This is a genomic window from Dyadobacter sp. LHD-138 (assembly GCF_030929615.1).
Taxonomy (GTDB): domain Bacteria; phylum Bacteroidota; class Bacteroidia; order Cytophagales; family Spirosomataceae; genus Dyadobacter.
In genome coordinates this window covers 13,184-37,092 of sequence record NZ_JAVFVU010000010.1, presented here as the reverse complement: position 1 = coordinate 37,092, position 23,909 = coordinate 13,184, and the positions used below count along the sequence as shown (strand labels likewise).

The window sequence follows — 23,909 nt, the reverse complement described above, 5'->3', positions numbered from 1 at the left end:
CAAAAAATGGGACTTTTACAAAAATTGCAAAACGGAGAAAACGTTTACGGAACCTGCATCACGTCAACGGGACCGATGTGGCCGGCAGCAATCAAGCGAACCGGTGTTGATTTCGTTTTTATTGATACAGAACATATTCCGCTGGGGAGAAACGAACTGGCAGCCTTATGTCAGCAATTTCGGGCATTGGCGATCACACCCATTGTGAGAATTCCATGCCCCGATCCATTTCTGGCCTGTCAGGCAATTGATGGTGGTGCGCTCGGCGTAGTGGCACCTTACCTTGAATCTGTGGAACAAGTCCTCGAACTTGTTGGCGCTACCAAATTCCGCCCCCTGAAAGGAGAATTACTTACGGAATATCTGAACGGAACCGAGCCGATACCGGATGAAGTGAAAAAATATGTTGACCACTACAATGCTGAAAACATTTGCATCGCCAACATTGAAAGTGTCCCGGCATTGGAAAAACTGGATGATTTGTTGTCAGTGAAGGGAGTCGACGCCGTTTTTATAGGCCCCCACGATTTGTCAGTCAGTCTGGGTTTGCCAGAACAATACGACCATCCGGAATTTGAAAAGGCTGTAACAACGATTATCCACAAAACCAGAGCCAAAGGACTTTCTGTTGGTATTCATTTTTCGCTGGAACCGGAGCGCCAGATACGCTGGATCAAAGAAGGAGCAAATATTGTCGTGCACAGTTTTGACGTCGCCCTTTTTACCCAGCGTTTGCGTCATGACATAGGACTGATCAAAGAGGCAGTCGGTGATCAGAAAGCGCCGGAAGATCATACCGCGATGGTTGTTTGATCGGGTCCGGCCCTGTTGGTGAAAATTACTTCCCGCTCCCTTTTTGCATCATCAGGGATTCTATCACCATACCAAGTTCTTTAAATCCCATTTTCTGCGTCAGATAAGCGTGCGGCCCCATGGGGTCGTCACGCCACTCGTTGGTCCCTCCGTTAATAACGATCTTACCACGTTTCAGGTCAAAATAATGCTGTGCGCCACGGATGGCCACCAGCACGGCTGTCTGGTCCCAGCTCATCCGGCCCTCGCTATCATTTTTGCTCAAAGGTATGGCAAGCGCATAAACATGTTTTACAGGACTGTCCAGGCTTTCATTGGCAATAAGTTTCAATCCTGTTTTGATACCGTTTCCAATCTCAACACCGCTGAAAGTAATTTGTGTGGGCCATTTTGCAAATACATTTTCCGAGGCCACAGAATCAATCATGACGTTAAACTCTCTCCCTTTTGGAAATGCTCCTGCCATGGCAACAACCTCTTTCACTTTCCGTTTCACCAGATCTGTGCCTGATAAAGCTGAAAATTTATCGGGCCCGGAATTAAGTAAATTGGACAGATTGGTCAGAAAACCGACCGTTACGATGGTTACACTCTGGTCTGGCTGAGACGCCAGTATTTTACGATAAGTCTCCACCGCATCCGGTACCTCATCCGTAGATTTGATTTTGTGCGGGTATTTTGCCAACAGCATTTCAGGCCATTTCTGCGGCGCACCCATGTCCGGTGCTTTACCCTTAGGCGCGGCAACAGGGATTTCCGGTCTGCCGAAATAATTATTGATAATTTCAATCGTAGGTGCTACCAACGCATTTTTATTGCTTGCAATAACAGCCAGCGGTTTTACCTCTCCGCGGTCCGCCAGGGCGTGCATAACTGCCATGGCTCCTACATCATCGTAATCAGGGCCAATATCCGTATCGAGAATCAATGAAACTTTTTGAACACGGGAAATCTGCGCGGTGGTATACAGACTTATGAAAAGAGAAAGGACCGATAATAAATACTTCATATGTGCACTGAATTTGTTTCGGGTTCGTGAAAATTCACCTCTTATAAAAAAGAAAATACAGTTACTTATACCTTCGAAATACAAAGAAATTTCGTTGCAAGTTTCATTACAATATTCATCCTGTCTGCCCGGCTCAGGAATTTGACTGAATACCGCCTGCTTTCGACAAATAATCCGCTCCAAACTGTGGACATAAACCGTCTAAAGCAAGTCATCCAAACCGGTTAATCCGGATTGGATGATATCGTTTAAAAATTAACACGAAAAACTTTATAACCTGACCACGCGGAATATCTCTCGTTTCTTTCCTGCGACTACCTCCACCAAATACAACCCCGGCGTAAATTCAGCGCTTCCCAGATTGATCTGATATTTTTGAACCGACCCGCTTGCCGCCCAGTTCCCTTTGAGCGAAGGTCTGCCCGTCAGGTCTGTCACGCTCACCCGTACTTCCTCGCCCGCATCGGCCTGATAAACGATGTTGATAATATCCTTGGATGGATTCGGATAAATCTGCCAGTCAATTTTTTCATTGATAACAACGGGGCGTATCGCTGAATACTTGAAGGTTTCATCCAGATCAACCATTTTTAACCGGTAATAACGTACATCCGATTTATTGTTTTCATCATCGATAAAAGAATAATGCTGCCCGGCCTTTGGATTTCCCTCAGCCGATATTTGTCCAAGTTTGGTAAATTGTCCGCGTTTCAAAGCATCATTTCCACGGGCAACTTCAAGTTCAAAATGACTGAAATTAACTTCCGAGGAAGTTACCCACTCAGCCACCACTTCCTGAGACGCGTCGGCACCACCTTTTCTTTTGGCCGTAAAACTGATCAATTCAACCGGAAGCGGCGTACTTGCCCCCAGGGCATCTTTACTGAGCCAGAATTCCGATAAATCTTTCACCTTAAACTCGGCAAAATAGCCTTTGTCAAAAGGGACCTTCTTCGTCCTGGTCGCAGCCAGGAATAACCATCCGGAACTCGTATTATTCGTTACGCTGCCATCCTCATTATTATCATTACCATCACTGTACTTTGAAATTCCCAGCTCATTCACCGATGAAGGTTTCCCACAGCTGCCGCACCCGCTTGCACTGATCAATTTCTCAACATCGGAATCCAGGAAGTAAAAACGGATACTGATCGAATCAGCCAGACTGTTGTTCGTTGGCTTGATCGTAATATTTCTGTTAAGATAATATTGGTTGTTTACATTCCTGACCGTACCCTTGTTGACATACATTCGTACGTCCGTCGTACCAAGGTTCTGATTATTCGCATGCACGGAGGCCACCAAAGTTCCGTTGTTCAGGTAATTAACCCAGCCTTTCTCCCCGGTAGCCGCCTGCGTAGAAACAGAAGCACTCGACCCATCATAGATTCCATTCCGGTTGTCATACACATGAATATCGTCAATCGCAATCCCTTCTTTCGATTCCGTAGCATCCGTTGCCAATACAAATCTCAGACGAATGCTTGCGCTACCGGCCGGTAATGCCATCGTCGCGACGTGCCAGCGCGTATATTGCTGAACACTCCAGGCGTTATTGTTACTATAATTTTTGTTATACCAGTTGGTTCCATCTCCGTTCGCCCCCAGTCTTTTCCAGGTTAACCCATCGGTTGAATATTCCATGTATCCGACATCGCAAGCCGAAGTCCCGCAATCTTCAATATCCAGTGCCATGTTGAAACTCACCGTTGGCGCCAGCATTCCTCTCAAATCAAAGCAGGGAGAATACAAATAGGACACTTCATTTATATTGTAGTTCCCCGTCAAATTGGTTTTCCAGGCTTTGCTTCCACTGGCCGCTTTGCTCACAAGCGCGGATGACGGGCTGCCATATTTCCACGAATTATTCGTCCCGTTGCTATACCAGAATCCACTGCCGCGCTCAAAATCTTCCAAATAGGGAAAAGAGGATATCAAAGGAGAATTAAACAGTTTTGCCGTAGCCAGATCATTGGAACGGTTAGAATCCGACGATAAATCAACCCATGCTTTTACGATATGCGCTCCGGGAGCTGATAGGTCGGCGCGGGCCGTGAAGGTATAATCCGTAGCAGCATTTCCGGCAAGACTTATGATGGTTTCGGTAAAAATGGCTCCGTTATCTACCTGAAATTTCACCGGAATGTCTGCAATAAGATTCGGGGAATTATTCCTCACCGTTATCTTCACCTGCTCTGTATTACTCAAACCGCACCCTGAACTAACAGAACTACTGAGACTTACGAGCTGTACGTCGTTGGCAATCTGGAATATCTTAATATCGTCGAAGCTATAACCCGAACCGCTGTAATCATCCCCAACCATCAAGGTCCCGTATTGTCCCCAACGAATCTGAAAGCTGGATGAAAAACCCTTTGCATTGGCCGCGAGAATATGGCTGAGTTCAATGTCAGCAGACAATTTATAAGGCGTTCCAATCGCGCTCTGGTTAGTGAAAAGATTGTAAACTTCAATCCATTCGTCGGTATCCTTTCCCCTGATCCAAACTTTATTGTTTGCATTGCTCGCCTGTCCGTGATTTTTATATCTGAAATTCATACGGATGTCATCCGAAGCAGCATTGAACGCAGAAAGATTATAAGTCGCAATCAGATAGTTTGTATTTCCACCGGCAATGTATCGGTCGGCATCGAGCACCAGCGCCTTTGTTCCCGAGTTAGCCAAACCCGTATTGACAAAAGTTCTGATACGACCCACGGCCGAGCTTGCCATTAAGTCGTAACGATCCGCACCGTTAAGCCCCATTTTATTTGTAAAATATTCCTGTACCGGCAACGATTCCATATCGTCAGAAAACGGCAAGGATACAACGGTATTATTTAACTGCGTAATCGTTTGAACAAGGGTATTGTTTTGGGAAACAACGTCGCTGCTCTTTTCAATTTCTACTTTAAGGTTATAGGATTTAATCGCTGAAAGATCTGCCAGGTTGGCAAAAGTATGATCCAGCGTTGCTCCCGGTGGTATGGAAGTGGCGATGGTTTGCTCTCCTTTCAGGACATTGTCAATGTAATACCGCACCTTAAAATCTCCGGCTGAACTCACATCATCCAGATTTTTCACTCTGATTGTGATCTTTGTGCTTGCAGACAATTCAGTTGACGTAAATTTCCGTCCCGATGAAGCCGGTGATACAATCGCATCAAGTTTTAAATCATTGTCGGAAATTATCCCGCTACAATTTCCGTTATCCGGTTTTCTTGAAACCGCAACGGCCCTGCGACCAGGGTTTCCGTTCAACCTTGCCCTTACTGAAACCCAATAGGTAACATCTTTTGATAACCCTGAAATGGCATAGTTGGTGCCAGAAGTGGTAGCTACTGAAACCATATCGTCTCCTTGCAGGATCATGACTTCATAATCCGTTACTCCCGAAACAGCTCCCCATTGCAGGGCAATATATCCTTCACATTGCACTGGAGCCAGTGTTAAAACCGGCACCCCAACGATGGTAAACGCCTCACTGACGCTCACCTTACCGGTGCCATTTTGAATGATTTTGATCTTTGCCTGCGACGAGGTCACAGCCGGAACTGTCCAACTCAGCTGACGCAAGTCTGCGGCCACGGACGTATTAATATCAGTCCACGACCCTCCATTATCCGTCGAATATTGGACGGTAAAACCATTCGATTCATTGCCAAAAGAGTCCCAGCTGATGTACATCACTTCACCCTGCTGCACACGCTCCGTTCCGATCGGATACGTAATGGACGTTTCGACAGGAATCGCATCATACACGACAAAATACTCTTGCTCCGGGTTTTGGTTAATCGCAGTCCCCTTGATCTCAATGTTATAACTGCCCGCTGCCGGACGGTCAATAACCACCTGTTCTATATTGTTGGTGTGATCGGCGCCCGTGGTTGCGGGCTTATCTACATTAAGCGGTGCTGCATCCAGTAATTTAGGCAGAACTTTCGCCTGACCAGATGGGGTGACCTCCAGATCCAGGTCATTAACCAAAGTCTGGCTCGCCAGCACGGCCGCAGCCGGATCATTCCAGTAAAGCATCACTTTCAGCTGCGCCGTATTCGCGGGAACGGTGATGGTGTGCGTTTTGGATACTTTATTCTTAACAGCGCCAGTCATGTAACTGCCGCTTTCAAGCATTTTCGCAGAGCGGACCAGATTTAACCAGCCAAAACCATATTTATAATCCGGTCCTGCATTGCCTTTATCGATTCCGCTGTTACAAATCAAAGCCTTTATCAACGCACTCTTCGGATTGGCGCCGCCGTTCAGTTTTCTGTATTGCTGATATAACAATGCGACACTACCGGTAACTGCCGGAGAAGCCATGCTCGTTCCCGAACCCATTCCGTACGCATTGTTAGGCATCGTCGATCGGATGGACGTCCCCTGCACAACAATTTCAGGTTTAATGCGGCCATCTTTGACAGGCCCACGGCTTGAACTTCCGGAAATCACTCCCTCCTGCGTCGTATTACCCACAGTCAAAATATTTTTCGCCGACTGATAGCCTCCCAAAACATTTCCAAACCCTGCAGGAAAGGGACTACACAAATTGGCACCGCTGTTTCCCGAAGCGAAAACATTCTGGAGGTATGGCATCTGGAAAGCCTGTTGATCGAGAATCTGGGAATACAGGTCGTAGGTACCAAAGGAAGAGCAGCTTGAGACATCGTTCCCGTATGAATTATTGGTAACCACCATACCATAGTCTTTCACATAACTGGGTAAGCTCGCAAGAAGATTAGAAAAATAGTGCGTTACGATCCTCGCTTTGGGCACATATCCCTTGTAACGCTCATCAATTATCCCGGCTCCGCCCAGCGTGCCCATGACGTGCATCCCATGCGAAGAACTCACTTCGGCAGCGAAACGGTTAATAATTCGGTCATTAAAATCAATATGGGTCATCGGATCAGCGTTATCCCCAATGCCCACGACAACGCCTTCTCCATGCAGATTCCGGTTTCCGGATGCGGTGGAGCTTAAAACATTTGCACGGGAATTTTCTTCGCTATGGTCATTAAAAGCCTGATCGGGTCCCGGAACGGCCTGTACGTATTGAACAAAAGGAAGCAGCGCCAGTTCTTTGATCCGGTTTTTGGCCGCCCGTATTTCAAGTACGCCATAAGCCTGGTATAAGTCCGATGTTACGTTAAAATTCTTGTTCAGCAGCTCTTCACGAACCTCCTTATACGAAAATGTTTTTGGAAAACTGATCCACAAATCTATCGTTCCATTGGTTTTCAACGCATGGGAAGGAAAATTTCCGCTCACCAAAGAAGTATGCATTTTTTGGTTTGCAGATAACTCCAGCACGGACCGGACCTTCATCTGCTGTAAAGTTGCAGAGGCAAGCGCACGGGTTACCGTCGCAGAATAGGCATTGTTGGGAATGTAGTCCAGCAGTTCAATCCCTTCTGCCTGTAACCGTTTTTTTTCAGACTCATCCGGAATTTCTTCAAACTGAATAACGACAAATGATTTTCGGTTGAATGAGGTCATTTTCCGGTTGAATTCAACTAACTTCTCCGGCGAAATATTTTTCTCAGGGGTAATCGATTCATTTTTTAGCAAGATTCGGTATTGCCCAAAGGTTACAGAAAGAGAGACAGCAAAAAAAACGACAGGCAAGTAGAGGTTCTTTAATTTCATTTAATTATTAGTTCGAACTAGTTTTTTCAAGTTTAGGAAATTAGTTCTAATAATAAGTAAAAGTCGGGCAAAATCACAAAATCATTTCACGAAAACGGTAATTTATACTAAATCTTTACTACAAAATAAGTTTCAACTTGTAACCAAATCCACAATAGATTATACTGTAACCAATAATGATTTCTTACTTTTTCATTTTGTTATTAAAAGAAGAGTACAGTAACTTCGCCCCCTCGGACAGTTTTTTGTCCGGACAAAGATTGGTTTTCCACTTTACAGGCGACAACGTTAAAAAACGAGCATGTAATCCTTAATACGACTTTTATGAATTTATATGGTTTGATAGGTTTTCCTTTAACGCACTCTTTCTCGAAACGTTATTTTTCAGAAAAATTTGCCCGTGAAGGTATTGCCAACAGCAGTTACGACCTATTCGAAATGCAGACGCTGGAAAAGCTGCCTGAGTTATTGAAAAAACACCCCGATTTAAAGGGAATTAATGTGACGATCCCATACAAAAAGGACGTCATTACTTATCTGGACGACCTGGACGACACTTCTGCCGAACGCATCGGTGCTGTCAACACCATCAAGATTTTTGCCGATGGGAGCACTAAAGGTTACAATACCGATTACTACGGGTTCCGCCAGTCAATTTCGGAGTGGATGGACCGCCGCGGAGAAGCCTGCTCCAACCTTAAAGCATTGGTTTTAGGCAATGGCGGAGCGGCATTGGCCGTAAAAACAGCCTTGGAAGATATGAAAACGGAATATAAAATTGTATCCCGTCAAAAAAGCAACGACTCGCTTTTATACGAAGAGCTGACACAGGAGATCATGGAATCGCACCTTCTGATCATCAATACCACCCCGCTGGGAACCTACCCCAATGTAGATACATGCCCTGAAATCCCCTATCAATGGATATCCAAGGGACATTTTCTCTACGACCTGGTTTACAACCCGACGACAACCCTATTCATGCAAAAAGGCTTTGACCAGGGTGCAGCGGTGCATAACGGCTTAAAAATGCTTGAAATGCAGGCAGAAAAAGCCTGGGATATCTGGAATTCGGAAGAAGATCTGTGGAGTGTTTAGGGCAAGGAAACAAATTAATCTGTGATTAACTTGTTTAAAGAATCTACTTAATTCTTGTGTAGTATATAATAAGTTTACGTAGCACACTATAATTACATTACAACCAGGTGTGACACTTTGACAAATTAGCTTTTTATCATGCCATCATCAACTGAAACTATAACCAACGGCTTTAAAATACGTTATGATGGAAAATACCATCAAATAGATGCTAGCGTATTTATTAATAGTCTATTGCATATTACAACAATTATACAGGAAATTAATAAAGTCGCTCAGTCTGACAAAAAAGTTGAAATAAAAATCAAAGCCCTTGAAAAAGGTAGTTTCCTTGTTTCTTTGGAAATTATGGAAACGATAGTTGAAACTTTAAAACATCTTTTTACACCTGAATTATTTACACTTGGCGCTATAATAACAACTTTAAAAGAATTTTTAGAATTAAAAAAACTGTTAAAAGAGAACAAAGAGCACACTGCCGAAGCTGACAAAGAAACAGTCAAAATAACTACGAACAACGGTAATGTAATAATTATCCAGAACCTTACCTACGAAGTTTATAAAAATAGCCCATTGGCTAATGAAGCAGTTGCACAAAATTTTGAAACTTTACAAAATGATCCATCAATTGATGCTTTTGAGATAACAGACAGCGATGAAAATACACTGGTAAAAATTGAAAAAGTTGATTTCCCTCAAATGAGCGTACTCCATGAAGAGATTGATTCTGAAACAAAAACTATTTATGAAGTTGCACTTTTAAGTATCATCAAAATTTCCTTTGAACCTAGTCTAAAGTGGGAGTTTTATCATCGTGGTAATAAAATAGCAGCGAAAATAAAAGATACTGCTTTTATGCTATTAATTGATAATGGTCAAGCATTTTCAAAAGGCGATAGATTGGAAGTAGAATTAAAAGTCACTCAAAAATATGACCAAAGTGTAAATACATACGTTACGAAAGAATACATTATTGAACGTATAATTAGGCATATTCCACGTTCAGAACAACAAAAAATTAATTTTACAACTTAACAACTGTTGAGATAGTTAAGTATTAACATAATACGTCCAAAAATCCTCCTGAATCAATTCTGAGCCAGTTAAAACACCTTCCGACAGTGGTGCTTTGACGCCGCTGCCGATTGTTTTTATACTCTGGCATCTCCTGATCTCATTCCATAGCCCGGCTTTCAAAAAAGCGGATAAAACCTCTGCGCCGCCCTCCACCAATATCGACTGAATTCCCCGTTTGAAAAGCTGCTGCAAAAGTTGCAGTATTTCATCTTCGCCGGGGTTAACCTTGATGTATCCAATACTTCCCCGCTCAGAATATCTTCCCGAATTATTGTCAAATGTTGTCTGGCGGTCGTAATTAACCGCAAAAGTCGGTTGTGAAGTATCAAATAAATGTAAAGATTCGGGAAGTCGTAAATGGCGATCAAGCACAACCCTTACCGGATTTCTGCCTTTCCAGTGACGGACATCGAGTTTCGGATCGTCGTTGCGCGCCGTATTGTACCCCACCAGAATAGCATCTTCCACTGATCGCCATTTGTGGACCCGGACGCCGGAAAACACTCCGCTGATCTGCACAGGCTGTCCATTTTCAGCAGCAATGTAACCATCCGCCGTTTCCGCCCACTTCAAAATAACGTAAGGAAGTTTTTTCCTGAAACTGAAAAAAAAACGCTTGTTTAATTTTTCTCCTTCCCCGGCCAGCACATCACCAACTACTTCAATCCCCGCAGTCCTTAATCGCTCGATGCCTCTGCCAGAAACCAGTGGATTGGGATCGCCATTGCAAACCACAACTTTTTTAATTCCTTTGCGCACCAGCAAATCCGCGCAAGGCGGCGTTTTTCCGGTATGCGAACAGGGTTCAAGCGTCACATAAGCAGTGGATTCTGAAAAAAGATGACCGTTATGTCTTTTCTCAACATCTTCAACAGCACGCACTTCAGCATGCGGACCGCCGTATTGACGGTGCCAGCCTTCACCAATAATCCGGTCATTACGCACGATCACACAACCCACCATCGGGTTGGGACTGACATGCCCGCGCCCGTATTCCGCAAGCTGCAAAGCCCGCTGCATCCACTGTATATCCTTGTTCATTTGGTAAAAATACAAACCTCCTTTCAATCTCAGCTTTCGTGAGTTCTTATAATTTGCTAACTTTCCGACATCAGAATAAAAAAATCAACTCAAAAATGACTTCGGCTCGTCAGTTATATCAACATATTGTTAGTGGAATTAATGTTTATCCGCCCAAAGAATCCCAGGCCATCGCGTTCATGCTCCTGGAACATTACATGCGGTTAAGAAATATAGATGTCCTGGTTGACAGGCCGGTTCCGGAGAATACCGCCCAGCCCGACTGGGGAAATATTATTTCCCGCCTGAACAACAACGAACCTGTTCAGCACATTATCGGAACCACCGAGTTTTGCGGGCTGGAATTCCGTGTGTCTTCTTCGGTCCTTATTCCAAGACCGGAAACTGAAGAGCTGGTGCAAATGGTGACAAGAGATTATGCGGAACCCGACAAAGATGTAGCCATCCTGGATATCGGAACCGGAAGCGGCTGTATTGCTATTGTTCTTGCGCGTTTCCTTCCCCACGTAACCGTGCACGCCTGGGATGTATCGGATGAAGCACTTTCCGTAGCCCGCGAAAATGCCCGCCAGCTGATTGCAGACGTTCAGTTTGCGAAACAGGATATGCTTGATGTGACCTTTCCTTTGCCGGGAAACATTATCAAATTCGATTGCCTTGTGAGCAACCCGCCTTATGTAACCTATTCCGAAGCCGAACACATGCGCCCAAACGTATTGCGTTTCGAGCCGCATGAAGCACTTTTTGTGGAAGACAGCGATCCCTTGTTATTCTACAAGGCCATTGCTGACTTTGGCATTCATCACCTTAAAAAAGGCGGAAAATGTTACGTGGAAATCAACGAACACTTCGGTGAAGGTACGAAGCAGGTTTTTGAAGAACGTGATTACAAACAGGTAGAAATCCTGCGTGATATCCACGGAAAAGACAGGTTCGTGAGAGCAGTCTGGAAGAAATAGCAATGATTCCCCCGAGATAACTGCTGCTATTTCAACCCTTTTCGCATGCACATATCCGGAAACTCCAGGACTTTAACCAGTATACTCCGTGTTAAAAATTAACACCTCATGTATTTAGAAAAAATAAAAGAAGTACTCGACGAAATGGGCAAGGTAGTTGTCGGGCAGGATCGTCTGCTCAACCGGCTGCTGATCGGTCTTTTCACCGGCGGGCACATACTTCTGGAAGGCGTTCCCGGTCTTGCAAAAACATTGACCATCAATGTGATGGCAAAAGTTTTACAGCTCGACTTCCGCCGAATTCAGTTTACGCCCGATTTATTGCCCGCCGATTTGATCGGTACCATGATCTACAAACCAAAGATTGGTGATTACGAAGTAAAAAAGGGACCGATTTTCTCCAACATTATTCTGGCCGATGAAGTAAACCGTTCTCCCGCCAAAGTACAATCCGCTTTACTGGAAGCAATGCAGGAAAAACAGGTAACGATCGGCGACCAGACTTATCTTCTCGATAAACCTTTTGTCGTACTCGCAACCCAGAACCCGGTTGAGCATGAAGGAACTTATCCCCTTCCGGAAGCCCAGATCGACCGTTTCATGATGAAAGTTTATGTCGATTATCTTAACAAACAAGAGGAACTTGAAGTGATGCGGCGGATGTCCGACATTACTTTTGACTATCAGATCAAACCGATTTTGAATAAGGAAGATCTTTTTGCAATCCGCGAAAATGTCAATAAGGTTAACATATCAGAAACCCTTGAACGCTATATCATCGAGCTGGTTTTTGCCACCAGACGGCCACTGGATTATGGTTTAAGAGACGAAGCCCGTTATATTCAATTCGGAGTGTCGCCACGGGCAACCATTTATCTGAACCGTGCTGCAAAGGCGCTGGCTTATCTGGAGGGGCGTGATTATGTGTTGCCGGAAGATATTAAAGCACTGGCGCCGGATATTATGAACCACAGGATCATGTTAAATTATGAAGCAGAAGCGGATGGTGTCAAAACAACCACCATTATCGATTCTATTCTTAGAAAAGTAGCAATCGGATAGTTTCGCTGCGTAAATATGAGTATGTCAGGGCACAGGATCAGGGCCGTGACCACCCCAGGGATGGCATCTTGAAAACCGCTTTAAACCCATAGGTACCCCTTTCAAAACACCATATTTTTGAATAGCCTGGATCATGTATTGCGAGCAGGTTGGCGTGTAACGGCACGAATTCGGCAGATAAGGAGATAAAACGCCCTGATAAATTCGTACCAGTCCAATGAGTAAAAATTTCATTTTGCTTCGTTGTGTAAAGTATTATCTTTGACAATTAACATCATAAACACATGATTTCCTACATAATTTGGGACGTTAATCCCGAAATCTTTACAATCCCTCAATTTCTGGATTACGGTCCTTTTCCCGTTCGCTGGTATGGTCTTCTTTTTGCAGCCGGTTTTTTGATCGGGCAACAAATCATGATCCACATCTTTAAAAACGAAAAAAAACCACTGGAAGATATTGACGCCCTGACCTTGTATATGGTGATATCCACCGTGGTAGGCGCACGTGTCGGCCACTTTTTATTCTACGAACCGGAGGTCCTTTTCAAAAATCCCCTTGAAGTAATTCTTCCTCCGTATGCAGGACTGGCCAGCCATGGAGCCGTCATTGGCATTGTAACAGGATTATATCTCTATGCAAGAACACGAAAAAGCACCGGACAAAGCTTTCTCTGGATCGCTGACCGGATGGTTATTTTAGTCGCTTTGGCGGGTTCATTCATACGTTTTGGAAACCTTATGAATTCTGAGATTGTGGGACGCCCAACAGACGTTCCATGGGGCTTTATTTTCATGAAAAACACAGAGTTCCTTCAGATACCAAGACATCCGGCGCAGCTCTACGAATCCATCTCCTGCTTTGTGCTCTTTTTCATCCTGCTGGGGCTATGGAATAAGTTCAAGGAAAAAACACCACGCGGCTTATTGGTAGGCATATTCTTCGTTTGGGTATTTACCTTACGTTTCCTGTATGAATTTTTAAAGGAAAACCAGGAGGCTTTTGAAGCCAATTATGCGCTCAACATGGGTCAGATATTAAGTATTCCTGTCGTCCTTTTAGGACTTTACTTTATCGTGCAGTCAAGAAAGCATGCCATCCAGAAAATCAGTTAGTTAAGAGCCGGATTACCATAAAATAAATGATAGTAATACAGAATAGTTTTTTTAGTTAAATTGCATTTATCAAGTAATATCTATAATCTATCTGTATGAAAAAGAGACTTATTTTGACGCTTACACTTGCCTCTGTTTTCTTACTATCCGGCTGTGGTTCAAAAAAGCAGGAGAATGAGGAGAAAGAAGAACCTAAAAATGCCGTTGATGCCTTGCAGCAACTTGCAGATAAGGCTAAGAATATGCAAAATAAAGAACCTGTTGACCCGGTTGATTTCCGAAAATTAAAAGAACTATTGCCGGAAAAAGCGGCAGGATTATCCAGAAAAGAGGCTTCTGGAGAGAAAAACGGGGCGATGGGTTTTACCATTTCAAGAGCAGAAGCCAAATATGCTGACGAATCCAACGCTTCCGTCCATGTAGAGATCTTTGATACGGGCGGCGTGGCAGGAGTCGCCACCATGGCGCTGGCCGCCTGGACGATGGCTGATATTGATAAGGAAACAGAAACCGGTTACGAAAAAACGACAAAAATAGAGGGCTACAAAGGCTACGAAAAATATAATAACGAAAGCAAATCAGGAGAAATCAACGTACTGGTAGCAGACCGTTTCGTCGTCAACGTCAATGGGGATAACGTGACCATGGATCAGCTTAAAGGCATTCTTGCCGACATGAACCTGGACAAATTATCCGATTTAAAATAAGCAGATCAACCTTGTTCTCACATAAAAAGGAGCCTTTCGGCTCCTTTTTTGGGTTTAGGGATCTTTGTGTAGAGTTGTATCGGGGGTTAATATCTGTGCAGGTAATTTCAGGCAGTTGCAAAATCTACTTTTTCCCTTAATATCTGTTTTGCTTTCACCAGCTGATTTTTTACCGTATTCTTCGAAATTCTGAGAAATTCTGCAATTTCCTGATACGATTTCCCTTCCTCAATATTCAGTCTTAGTATCTGTTTTCTTTTTAATGACAACGAATCGATCGCAGCCTGAATCAAATAAATTCTCCGTTCCTTCTCCTCTTTTTCATCATCGGCAGCGATTTTGATCAGCTCCATATATTGTCTGCGCAGATAGTCATTTTTCTCAATTTTCTTAAAATGATCGAACGCCATATTACGCAGGCATGTAAAAAGGTATGAATTGAAATTATGATCGGGTTTAATATGTTCCCTTTTCATCCAGATTTTCAGGAAAACATCCTGTACCATGTTCTCCGCTTCCTCCTCATCCTTCAGCAGGGAAATGGCAAATCTCAGTGCCGGAGTCTTATAATAATTGTAGAGCGTCGCAAAAGCGGCTTCGTCGCCTTGCGTAACTTTTTGCAGGATATCTTGATCAGGATGGGCCACGATAGTAATGGTTATATCAAGTGAACAGGGTTAATTCAAAATAGTATGTCTAAACAAATCAATCGTATTAATTATCATTTTTTCAACAATTAGTCCAAAACAACTGCATCAAAAATTCGACAATCTAAACCTTCATTATTTAGCAATAAGCCTTGTACGTTGAAATAAAATATGATGAAACATTATATAGTCAATAGTATATTCCGCTTCGGATTATCTATACAATGTTTTGTTTTGATCGATGCCAGTAGAATTGTGATTATAAATTTACGCGGCGTTATTGAAAAATATATCGCAACTTGCGTAAAAAGATCTTCATTTTGCGTAAAACAGTTTTATTTAATAAAATGTTAACGATTATTTCTCATTTAGCTCTTAAATCCTCCCGCTCAGGCTGTTTCATCAAATAAGAACATCATTTTAAAAGATGGTCTTTTATCGATTTCTGTAAAGTTAAAAGCAGCCTTTTCAGACCAGGACCTTAAAAATGAAACCGCTGCAAATAGCCTACCTTATTCAATGCAGCGTATATATTGCACAGCGAAAGCGGTGATATAATATATTTGAAAAATTAAATTCCTGAACCTTTAGAGCAAATTAATGCAATGGACCAAAATCGTATCGAAAGTATTCTGAATAAAATCTCAGCTGTGAAAATTGCCGTGTACGGCGACTTTTGTCTTGATTCCTACTGGATCATGGACAAGCGGGGTTCCGAAATCTCAATCGAAACCGGCCTTAAGGCCGAAGCGGTATCGGAGCATTATTACACACCAGGAGGCGCGGGAAATGTTGTAGCCAATCTGGCTGCACTTAATCCTGAAAAAATTAAGGTTATAGGCGTCATTGGCAACGATATCTATGGCCGCGAACTAACACGCCAGTTACAAACGCTTGGCGCGGATACTTCTGCGCTTTACACCCAACAGGAAAATTTCAATACCTATAGTTATCTAAAAAGACACATTGACGGCAAGGAAGAGCCGCGAATTGATTTTGGACTTTTCAATGAACGCACGATCGAGACAGACCGCAAGATCCTGGATGCAATTGAAAAAACACTACAAGAATATGATGCGCTGATCTTCAACCAGCAGGTTCTTGGCAGTATTAACAACGAATCGTTTATCAAAGAAGCCGATCTACTTTTTAAGAAATACAGTCATAAAATAGTGATGCTGGATTCCCGACACTATAACGACCGTTTTGAGAATACCTGCCGCAAAGCAAATGACCGGGAAACGGCTGCCTTACTGGGCATCAGTACGAGCCCTGATGAAACCATTCCGACAAACGATGTCAAAAAATACGGTGCCGAAGTTTTTGAAAAAACACAAAAGCCTGTTTTCGTTACCTGCGGCGAACGCGGCATTCTGGCTTTCGACACGGATGGTTACCATGAAGTTCCCGGCTTGCAGCTAAAAGGAAAATTGGATACCGTTGGCGCGGGAGATACCACCATCAGCGCGCTTACCTTATGTCTGGCAGCAGGAATTTCCGCGGGAGAAGCGGCTCGTTTTGCCAATTTTGCGGCCGCTGTAACAGTACAAAAATTGTACACAACGGGTACCGCCACCGGCGAAGAGATCCTAAAAATAAGCCACGAACCTGATTTCGTATATAACGCAGACCTTGCGGAGAATGAACGTCTGGCCGTATATGTTCCTGAAACAGAATTTGAACTTTGCAGTCCTGAAATCCTGGATCGTTTAGGACATATCCGTTATGCCGTTTTTGACCATGATGGTACCATCAGCTCCCTGCGCCAGGGTTGGGAAGAAATTATGGAACCGGTGATGATGAAATCAATTCTTGGGGAACAATATGATACCATTGATTCGGGCACTTATCATAAAGTATTCGAAAGGGTTAAAGATTTCATCCACAAAACCACCGGCATTCAGACCATTTTCCAAATGGAAGGGTTGGTCGCGCTCGTGAAAGAGTTCGGATTTGTACCCGAAAACCAGATTCTTGATAAATTTCAGTACAAGGAGCTATACAATGACGGCCTGATGGAAATGGTCAATAAACGTATGCAAAAACTGGAAACCGGTGAGCTTGGACAAGCGGATTACACGATGAAAGGTGCCGTTGATTTCTTATATGCATTAAAAGAACGTGGTGTAACCATGTATCTGGCCAGCGGCACGGATGTTGACGATGTCGTGAATGAAGCCAAAATGCTCGGCTATGCTGACCTTTTTGACGGCGGCATTTATGGCGCTTTAAAGGATTATACCAAGTTTTCCAAAAAAATGATCATTGAAAAAATCATCCGGGAAAATAACCTGAACGGTAACGAACTGGCTGTCTTCGGTGACGGTCCTGACGAAATACGGGAAGGTCGCCGCGCAGGCGGTGTTTCCGTGGGGATCACCAGTAACGAATTGCAACGCTTCGGACATAATCCGGCCAAACGACCTCGTCTGGTGCGCGCCGGGGCACAATTGCTTATCCCGGACTTTTCTCAGCATAAAAAACTAATCTCGCTCCTGTTTCAGGAAAATGTAGATTACGCTTCGTAATAAGGTTCAACGCGGTGTTTTGGGGAGGTTTTAGCGGAGTTCCGCGGATGATATTAAAAATATGGTATTGTCTGACCTTCCCTCCGAGTGGGTAAATATTCCGAAATGATAAAATAAATGCGGCTTTGTCTGGTACGATCGGTGAGACGGACAGTATTGTTATTATGAATGCCTTTTGAAACTAAAAATATGAAAAAACACACATTTTTATCTTTCCTGGTTTTTCTGATAACATGGACAAACTTAATGGCACAGTCGCCCGAAACCTATGCAGAAAAACTTGGCTGGCCAAAAGGTGCGAAAGTAATCATATTCCACGTCGATGATGCAGGAATGTCCTATTCGTCCAACCAGGGAGCGATTAAATCCATTGAAAGCGGGATTGCTACTTCATGCAGTATCATGATGCCCTGTCCATGGGCCGCCAGTTTTACCAAATATGCGGTAAAGAATCCCAAAATGGATGCTGGTCTGCACTTGACATTAACATCGGAATGGCAGGCATATCGGTGGCCGCCGCTCGGAGGTATCAAACACTCGCCGGGACTGGTTGACGACGAAGGTTGTATGTGGCATGAAGTTGAGGATGTCGTAAAAAATGCCAGTGCTGATATCGTCGAGCAGGAGATCCGTGCCCAGCTTGAAAGGGCGTTAAAAATGGGTTTGAAGCCATCACACATGGACTCTCACATGGGAACACTCTTTGCCCATCCGCCTTTTTTAGAGCGATATATCAAGGTAGGGGTTGAATATGGCATCCCCGTGATGTTCCCGGGAGGAAATAACAGGCTTCTGATCGAATGTCTGAATAACCCGCTTGTCAAAAAGTTAAAGGCGGAAGGGAAATGGAAAGAAGGCATGCAGCTTCCCCAGCCGGCCATTATCAAGGAATCCAAATCGGTTGGTGAAAAAATCTGGAACGCCGAATTGCCCGTTCTCGATGATTTGCATACGATCAGCGGCGACTGGAAACCGGCTGGCGATAACGTATCAGCAGCGCAATGGGGAAAATACAAAGCCGAAAAATTCCGTGAAACAATTACAAAAATGCAGCCAGGCGTGGCCATGATGATTGTCCACAGCAGCGATATTACAGACGCGTTCAAACATATCAGCAGTTCCGGCGGATCCCGTTATGCGGACATGCTTTCGATGCTCGATCCGGATTTAAAAGCGTTCATCAAATCCGAGGGTGTTATTTTAACGACCTGGACAGAAATGCTGGCGAGGCGCAAGCAAGTGAAGTAGTTTATATTGAGTAATCCTGTTTTTTAAAATGAAAATCAAGTTATACGTTTTTTTTCTGTTCTTTTCAATCCATATTGTTCAGGCTCAAACCTCCCCCGTTTTACAACAAACCATTATTTTCCCGCACCAGGAAAAACACGTTCACGGAAGCAGCATCGTCAGCCTGCCCAATGGAGATTTTCTTGTTGCCTGGTTTCAGGGAAGCGGTGAAAGAACGGCCGATGACGTAAAGATTATGGGTGCACGCTTGAAAAAAGGTGATAAAACATGGAGCGAACCATTTTTGATGGCCGACACACCCCTTATTCCCGATTGTAATCCGGTGCTGTTTTTAAATAACCAGGGAAAACTTTTTTTAACCTGGATCGCCGTGCAGGCCAACCTTTGGGAGCAATCGATCATCCGGTTTAAAACTTCTGTCGATTATAACAAAGCAGGTGCCCCGGTCTGGAACTGGCAGGACAACATTTTATTAAAACCCGATAAAAAATTTGAAGAAGAAACAGCCGCAAAATTCAAATCCATGCCGGAATCAACGATTGGCTGGGCCGGTTACGCGCCAAAATATGACGAAATGATTGTGGAAGCCAGTAAGGATGCCACGAAAAGAAGTATCGGCTGGATGACCCGTATCAAACCGCTGCTATTCGAAAATGGAAGAATTGTGCTGCCACTTTACTCCGATGGTTATAATTTTTCCCTGATGGCCATTTCCGATGACAACGGAGAAACCTGGCGTCCAAGCTTACCGGTTATTGGTCGCGGTCCGATTCAGCCCGCGCTTGCCAGAAAGAAAAACGGAGATATTGTGGCGCTGATGCGTGATAGCGGCGACGGCCCGACACAGGTTCACATCAGCGAGTCGGCCGATCAGGGAGAAACCTGGAAAGCAACCGTAAAAACCGATATCCCCAATACGGCCAGCGTAGAGCTGCTTGTTCTTCAGGACGGCAAATGGGCATTCCTGGGAAATGATATTGGCGATGGCCGGTATCAGCTGAGTCTGCGTATATCGGGCGATGAGGGGAAAACCTGGAAATGGAAAACTTTTATTGAAAACGATCTGTCTAAAAAAGGCAGTTATTCCTATCCTTCGCTCATCCAAACCAAGGATGGTTTGTTACACATGACGTATTCGCATCATGCCGAAAAACAGAAAAAAACGATAAAATATGTCGTGGTCGATCCTAAAAAAATCACCAACTGATCATCAGCGCTAAACCCGACAGCTTTAAAACCCTTACTTCAATTGTTATGCACAAGACATTTCTTTATTCACTCCTTTTACTTTGCACTGCGATCTGTTTTTATTCGTGCAGCAAGAGTTCTGTAAAACAACCTGTTCATGAAGACAAACCTTTCGTTCAGGATTACAGTATCAAATATTATGCCGATACCACAAAACTGAATCTTCTTCAGACCTTTTCCGACCGCAATGCAGTTGTACAATTACTTGCAAAGGAAGGTTTGCAACACCCTTTTGACGGTAAATTTTTGTATCACGGTACCATCATGTCTGATAATACATACCGGTTTATGAAATTTAAAAAAATTGCTGCCATGGGTGTTTATGATCAGCAGTTTGTTTATCTGAGTGATTCCGTAGTTTTCAGCAATGCCTGGGCGGGTACTTTGTTTTCCAAACATACGCTTCCGGCGGCAAAAATATTTGAAGGCGGAAAAGATTTCACCTTCCTGATTTCTGACGGAAAATCACTGCAGCTTGTAAAAGATTCGAAAAATCTCTGGAACGGTACTTTAACGGATGACGAAGTTTTGAGTATCCGCTATCAGCAAAATGCCAACCAGTTTTGGATACTTGGAAAAAAGACCCTGAGTGTTTTGTCTGCCGAAAATCAATTGACCAAAGTATCTGACGGCGCTAATTTCACCGCATTTGATTTAACCAATAAGGGGCAAAAAATCGTAATAGGTACCACGGATGGTTATCTTGAATTTGATCCTGCCACTAAAAAACAGATCGGAGCAATCAACAAAAGACTTCCTGTCACCAACATTACTTATGTGAAAGAAGTCCACAACAAGGTTTGGTTTGGCTCAAACGCTGGCGCTTTTTCACTGCGTCCCGATGGCAAATTTGACTATTATTATGGCGAGCGCTGGCTGCCTGGCAATAAAGTTGTCCACATTTCAGAGGGTCCTGAAAACGCAGTGTTGGTTTTAACGACGGCCGGTTTGGGAAAAATCGATTTTAAAGAAATGACGCTGCACGATAAGGCGGTTTACTATGAGGAACAGGTTCGTCTGAGACATATCCGGAACGGCTTCAACGCAGCGCTGGACGGTATGGAAAAAGGAAATCTTGCAACAGGTTATATGTCCGATTCAGACAATGATGGTCTTTGGACCACCATGTATCTCGGAGGGGAAATTTTTCGCTATGCTGCTACCAAAGATTCCGTTGCGCTTCAAAACTGCCGCGAATCACTGGACGCATTGGAAAGACTATTCACTGTAAATCCTGTCCCGGGTTTCCCTGCAAGATCTTTTGAACGTAGCGGACATATCGAAAACCTGGCAGATCCGGAACGCTGGCAGCATGCACCGGAAAAAGAATGGGATTGGAAATCGACCACCAGCAGCGATGAAATCATTGGCCATATGTTTGCTTTTGGCGCCATCGCCGAGCTGATCGACGACGAACCGATGAAAGCAAAAGCCATCACGCTGATGGACACGGTGATGTCACATATCCTGAAAAACGACATGTACCTCGTCGATTTTGATGGAAAACCTACCATGTGGGGGAAATGGAATCCAAAATATGTGAATTCATTCCCGACGAATGTGGGAGACAGAAAACTGAATTCTTCCAACATCATATCCATGCTTCAAACGGCTTATCATTTTACAAAAAAAGAAAAATATAAGGCCAAAGCATTTGAGCTGATGAATAAATTCGGCTACTATGAAAACATGATGCGGTCGATGAATGAAATCGGGAAAGCACCGGCGGATGCCGATGACCATGCAAAACACATGTCCGATGGATGGAATCATTCGGATGACGAGATGTACTTTATCGGCTATTGGGGCTTGTATCGTTATGCGCTGAATGACACGTTGAAAGCAGCGTACAAAAATCAGATCCTGGACCACTGGAAAGCAGAAAGACCCGAAAAAGAAGGTGCCTGGAATATTTTCACTGCCATAACCGGCGTAGATGAATTTGACCTGAAAGAAGCCGTATGGTACTTGCAGGAATATCCGTTGGACATGATCAACTGGTCGATCAAGAACAGCCACAGAAAAGATATTGATCTGATCGAACCGAATTTCCGCAAGCAGACCACCAAGGAAGTTCTACCACCGGATGAACGCCCGGTTAAACGCCATAACAGTAATACTTTCGACCTGGACCGTAACGGTGTGGGTGGAACGTCCGAAGAAAGCGCGGGAGACATCTGGCTTCTGCCCTATTGGATGGGACGATATTTAGGTGTAATCAGCGCCCCGGGATCCGCCCCGGCCAAATAATAAAATCCGATGAACAATTTATCTTTGCCCGTATTTTTCACGCTAATATTTTTATCAATGCAATCCTGTCAACCGGAAAAGGAAACTGAAGAAAAACAAATTACCCATGACCTGACCTACAATCACGACCTGGATAATAACGACAATTTCTCTCCTGACGGCGAATGGCTGGTTTACGATACACGCACCGATGATGGTGGTATTGCGGAATCTCCGAGGATCGAAAAAGTAAATGTAAAAACGGGTGAGGTTAAAGTTCTTTTTGATGTTAAAAATAATGGAACCTGGGGACCCGGTGCAGGCGCCGTGAGTTATAGCCCTAAGGAAAACGCGGTTGTTTTTATTCATGGATTGGAAAATAGCACCCAGGAAAATCCCTACCAGCAATGGCGCCGGACCGGGGTAATCATTGAAGATGCAAAACCTAACGTTCCCATCTATATGGATGCGCGGGACATTACGTTTCCGTTCACGCCAGGCGCGTTGCGTGGCGGAACACATCGTCACGAATGGAGCGGAGACGGGCAATGGATCGGTTTTACCTATAACGACGCCATTTTAAAGGCACTTGAAGATGCATCTGGCGTAAAAAGAAATTTGCGGACCATTGGCGTTTCAAAAAAAAACAGCTCCGTTGTCGTACATCAAGACCCCGAAAATGTTGCCGGTCAGTGGTTCAGCGCACTGGTGGTTCGCGTAGTGCCTGAACCCAAACCGGGTAGCGACGAAATAAGTCATGCCGTAAGCGACAGCTGGATTGGCAGGAACGGCTATCGTCATACGGACGGAAAAATGCAAATCGCCCGGGCATTTCTGGGAACCGTTGTGAACAAAAATGGCAAAAACGTTCCCGAAGTATTTGTTGTAGATATCCCTAACAACATTACCCTGCCAGGAGAATACGGTCCATTGGAGGGTACCGCAACCGATTTCCCAATGCCTCCGAAAGGAACGGTGCAAAGAAGGCTGACTTATACTGCGGATAGTAAATTTCCGGGTTGTTCGGGTATCGTCCGTTCCTCGCCAGATGGTAGCACGCTGGCTTTTTTAGCAAAAGATGAAAAAGGAATTGAACAGGTTTTTCTGATCGCGCCAGCCGGAGGAAAACCCACACAACTAACCGAACATGAATCTGATGTGTCAGGAAATTTGCGCTGGCATCCGGACGGGAAGCAGGTAAGTTACATTTGGAACGGCAGTATTACGTTATGTAAAACCGGTGATGCTCCATTTCAGCAGCGTTTTAAATCATTAACCACGCCAACAGAAACTGCCCCAGCCAACGTAGTTTGGGCGCATGATGGCAAGACGTTTGCTTTCAACAGAGCCGTAAAACCGCAGGATGGCAAAACAGCTACGATACAGATATTTGTTAAAAACTACGAAGCAGAAGACTAAGATCCCTTTTGGAAATTTAGTCTCAAAAAAGGACTTAATGATAATATAATAAGAAAATGG

General features: G+C 44.1%; 17 protein-coding genes. 12 read left to right on the top strand and 5 right to left on the bottom strand.

The window, feature by feature from the left end; translation table 11 throughout:
- The first annotated feature begins 6 nt into the window (after positions 1–6).
- The gene (locus RB622_RS08850) at positions 7–813 is read left to right on the top strand and encodes an aldolase/citrate lyase family protein (protein ID WP_308046203.1); all 807 of its coding nucleotides are present in this window, start codon (positions 7–9) and stop codon (positions 811–813) included.
- 25 nt (positions 814–838) lie between these two features.
- On the opposite strand, the gene RB622_RS08845 is transcribed toward RB622_RS08850, so the two are convergent.
- Both RB622_RS08845 and RB622_RS08840 read right to left on the bottom strand, forming a co-directional pair.
- A complete protein-coding gene (locus tag RB622_RS08845; protein ID WP_308046202.1) occupies positions 839–1,822 on the bottom strand; it encodes a nucleoside hydrolase in 984 nt (327 codons plus the stop codon).
- 270 nt (positions 1,823–2,092) lie between these two features.
- Entirely contained in the window at positions 2,093–7,471 is a 5,379-nt protein-coding gene (locus RB622_RS08840) for a S8 family serine peptidase (RefSeq protein WP_308046201.1), read from the bottom strand.
- Positions 7,472–7,795: 324 nt separating this feature from the next.
- Here RB622_RS08840 and aroE point away from each other — a divergent pair, with 324 nt between their 5' ends.
- Complete coding sequence (aroE, locus tag RB622_RS08835) at positions 7,796–8,569, top strand: shikimate dehydrogenase (RefSeq protein WP_308046200.1); 774 nt, start codon at positions 7,796–7,798, stop codon at positions 8,567–8,569.
- Positions 8,570–8,707: 138 nt separating this feature from the next.
- The gene (locus RB622_RS08830; RefSeq protein WP_308046199.1) at positions 8,708–9,604 is read left to right on the top strand and encodes a hypothetical protein; all 897 of its coding nucleotides are present in this window, start codon (positions 8,708–8,710) and stop codon (positions 9,602–9,604) included.
- A gap of 15 nt (positions 9,605–9,619) precedes the next feature.
- Here the strand turns inward: RB622_RS08830 and ribD are convergent, their stop codons facing one another.
- Positions 9,620–10,687 (bottom strand): bifunctional diaminohydroxyphosphoribosylaminopyrimidine deaminase/5-amino-6-(5-phosphoribosylamino)uracil reductase RibD, encoded by a 1,068-nt coding sequence (gene ribD, locus RB622_RS08825; protein WP_308046198.1) that lies wholly within the window; start codon positions 10,685–10,687, stop codon positions 9,620–9,622.
- Positions 10,688–10,782: 95 nt separating this feature from the next.
- Here ribD and prmC point away from each other — a divergent pair, with 95 nt between their 5' ends.
- Both prmC and RB622_RS08815 read left to right on the top strand, forming a co-directional pair.
- A complete protein-coding gene (prmC, locus tag RB622_RS08820) occupies positions 10,783–11,646 on the top strand; it encodes a peptide chain release factor N(5)-glutamine methyltransferase (protein ID WP_308046197.1) in 864 nt (287 codons plus the stop codon).
- A gap of 108 nt (positions 11,647–11,754) precedes the next feature.
- Positions 11,755–12,708 (top strand): AAA family ATPase, encoded by a 954-nt coding sequence (locus RB622_RS08815; RefSeq protein WP_308046196.1) that lies wholly within the window; start codon positions 11,755–11,757, stop codon positions 12,706–12,708.
- Positions 12,709–12,732: 24 nt separating this feature from the next.
- On the opposite strand, the gene yidD is transcribed toward RB622_RS08815, so the two are convergent.
- Positions 12,733–12,942 carry a membrane protein insertion efficiency factor YidD gene (gene yidD / locus RB622_RS08810; RefSeq protein ID WP_308046195.1) on the bottom strand — a complete coding sequence of 70 codons (210 nt, stop codon included), beginning with the start codon at positions 12,940–12,942 and terminating at the stop codon, positions 12,733–12,735.
- A 50-nt stretch (positions 12,943–12,992) separates the two neighbouring features.
- Here yidD and lgt point away from each other — a divergent pair, with 50 nt between their 5' ends.
- Positions 12,993–13,823: a prolipoprotein diacylglyceryl transferase gene (lgt, locus tag RB622_RS08805; protein WP_308046194.1), complete on the top strand. Its 831-nt coding sequence runs from the start codon at positions 12,993–12,995 to the stop codon at positions 13,821–13,823.
- 95 nt (positions 13,824–13,918) lie between these two features.
- Positions 13,919–14,530, top strand: coding sequence for a hypothetical protein (locus tag RB622_RS08800; RefSeq protein ID WP_308046193.1), 612 nt, complete (start codon positions 13,919–13,921; stop codon positions 14,528–14,530).
- A 107-nt stretch (positions 14,531–14,637) separates the two neighbouring features.
- Here RB622_RS08800 and RB622_RS08795 read toward each other — a convergent pair whose 3' ends face one another.
- Positions 14,638–15,177 carry a sigma-70 family RNA polymerase sigma factor gene (locus tag RB622_RS08795; RefSeq protein WP_308046192.1) on the bottom strand — a complete coding sequence of 180 codons (540 nt, stop codon included), beginning with the start codon at positions 15,175–15,177 and terminating at the stop codon, positions 14,638–14,640.
- A gap of 605 nt (positions 15,178–15,782) precedes the next feature.
- On the opposite strand from RB622_RS08795, the gene RB622_RS08790 reads away from it, so the two are divergent.
- From RB622_RS08790 to RB622_RS08770, 5 genes are all read left to right on the top strand, one after another.
- The gene (locus RB622_RS08790; RefSeq protein WP_308046191.1) at positions 15,783–17,705 is read left to right on the top strand and encodes a PfkB family carbohydrate kinase; all 1,923 of its coding nucleotides are present in this window, start codon (positions 15,783–15,785) and stop codon (positions 17,703–17,705) included.
- Between the two features lie 189 nt (positions 17,706–17,894).
- Positions 17,895–18,953 carry a polysaccharide deacetylase family protein gene (locus RB622_RS08785; RefSeq protein WP_308046190.1) on the top strand — a complete coding sequence of 353 codons (1,059 nt, stop codon included), beginning with the start codon at positions 17,895–17,897 and terminating at the stop codon, positions 18,951–18,953.
- A 28-nt stretch (positions 18,954–18,981) separates the two neighbouring features.
- On the top strand, positions 18,982–20,160 hold the full coding sequence (locus RB622_RS08780) for an exo-alpha-sialidase (RefSeq protein ID WP_308046189.1): 1,179 nt from the start codon (positions 18,982–18,984) through the stop codon (positions 20,158–20,160).
- 47 nt (positions 20,161–20,207) lie between these two features.
- Complete coding sequence (locus RB622_RS08775; RefSeq protein WP_308046188.1) at positions 20,208–22,451, top strand: hypothetical protein; 2,244 nt, start codon at positions 20,208–20,210, stop codon at positions 22,449–22,451.
- Between the two features lie 57 nt (positions 22,452–22,508).
- On the top strand, positions 22,509–23,849 hold the full coding sequence (locus tag RB622_RS08770) for a DUF3748 domain-containing protein (RefSeq protein WP_308046187.1): 1,341 nt from the start codon (positions 22,509–22,511) through the stop codon (positions 23,847–23,849).
- The last annotated feature ends 60 nt before the right edge of the window (positions 23,850–23,909 follow it).

What these genes read in the sequence shown, in the direction of transcription:
- RB622_RS08850 (WP_308046203.1), top strand. Translation starts at nt 7, where the DNA reads ATGGGACTTTTACAAAAATTGCAAAACGGAGAAAACGTTTACGGAACC.
- RB622_RS08845 (WP_308046202.1), bottom strand. Translation starts at nt 1,822, where the DNA reads ATGAAGTATTTATTATCGGTCCTTTCTCTTTTCATAAGTCTGTATACC.
- RB622_RS08840 (WP_308046201.1), bottom strand. Translation starts at nt 7,471, where the DNA reads ATGAAATTAAAGAACCTCTACTTGCCTGTCGTTTTTTTTGCTGTCTCT.
- aroE (WP_308046200.1), top strand. Translation starts at nt 7,796, where the DNA reads ATGAATTTATATGGTTTGATAGGTTTTCCTTTAACGCACTCTTTCTCG.
- RB622_RS08830 (WP_308046199.1), top strand. Translation starts at nt 8,708, where the DNA reads ATGCCATCATCAACTGAAACTATAACCAACGGCTTTAAAATACGTTAT.
- ribD (WP_308046198.1), bottom strand. Translation starts at nt 10,687, where the DNA reads ATGAACAAGGATATACAGTGGATGCAGCGGGCTTTGCAGCTTGCGGAA.
- prmC (WP_308046197.1), top strand. Translation starts at nt 10,783, where the DNA reads ATGACTTCGGCTCGTCAGTTATATCAACATATTGTTAGTGGAATTAAT.
- RB622_RS08815 (WP_308046196.1), top strand. Translation starts at nt 11,755, where the DNA reads ATGTATTTAGAAAAAATAAAAGAAGTACTCGACGAAATGGGCAAGGTA.
- yidD (WP_308046195.1), bottom strand. Translation starts at nt 12,942, where the DNA reads ATGAAATTTTTACTCATTGGACTGGTACGAATTTATCAGGGCGTTTTA.
- lgt (WP_308046194.1), top strand. Translation starts at nt 12,993, where the DNA reads ATGATTTCCTACATAATTTGGGACGTTAATCCCGAAATCTTTACAATC.
- RB622_RS08800 (WP_308046193.1), top strand. Translation starts at nt 13,919, where the DNA reads ATGAAAAAGAGACTTATTTTGACGCTTACACTTGCCTCTGTTTTCTTA.
- RB622_RS08790 (WP_308046191.1), top strand. Translation starts at nt 15,783, where the DNA reads ATGGACCAAAATCGTATCGAAAGTATTCTGAATAAAATCTCAGCTGTG.
- RB622_RS08785 (WP_308046190.1), top strand. Translation starts at nt 17,895, where the DNA reads ATGAAAAAACACACATTTTTATCTTTCCTGGTTTTTCTGATAACATGG.
- RB622_RS08780 (WP_308046189.1), top strand. Translation starts at nt 18,982, where the DNA reads ATGAAAATCAAGTTATACGTTTTTTTTCTGTTCTTTTCAATCCATATT.
- RB622_RS08775 (WP_308046188.1), top strand. Translation starts at nt 20,208, where the DNA reads ATGCACAAGACATTTCTTTATTCACTCCTTTTACTTTGCACTGCGATC.
- RB622_RS08770 (WP_308046187.1), top strand. Translation starts at nt 22,509, where the DNA reads ATGCAATCCTGTCAACCGGAAAAGGAAACTGAAGAAAAACAAATTACC.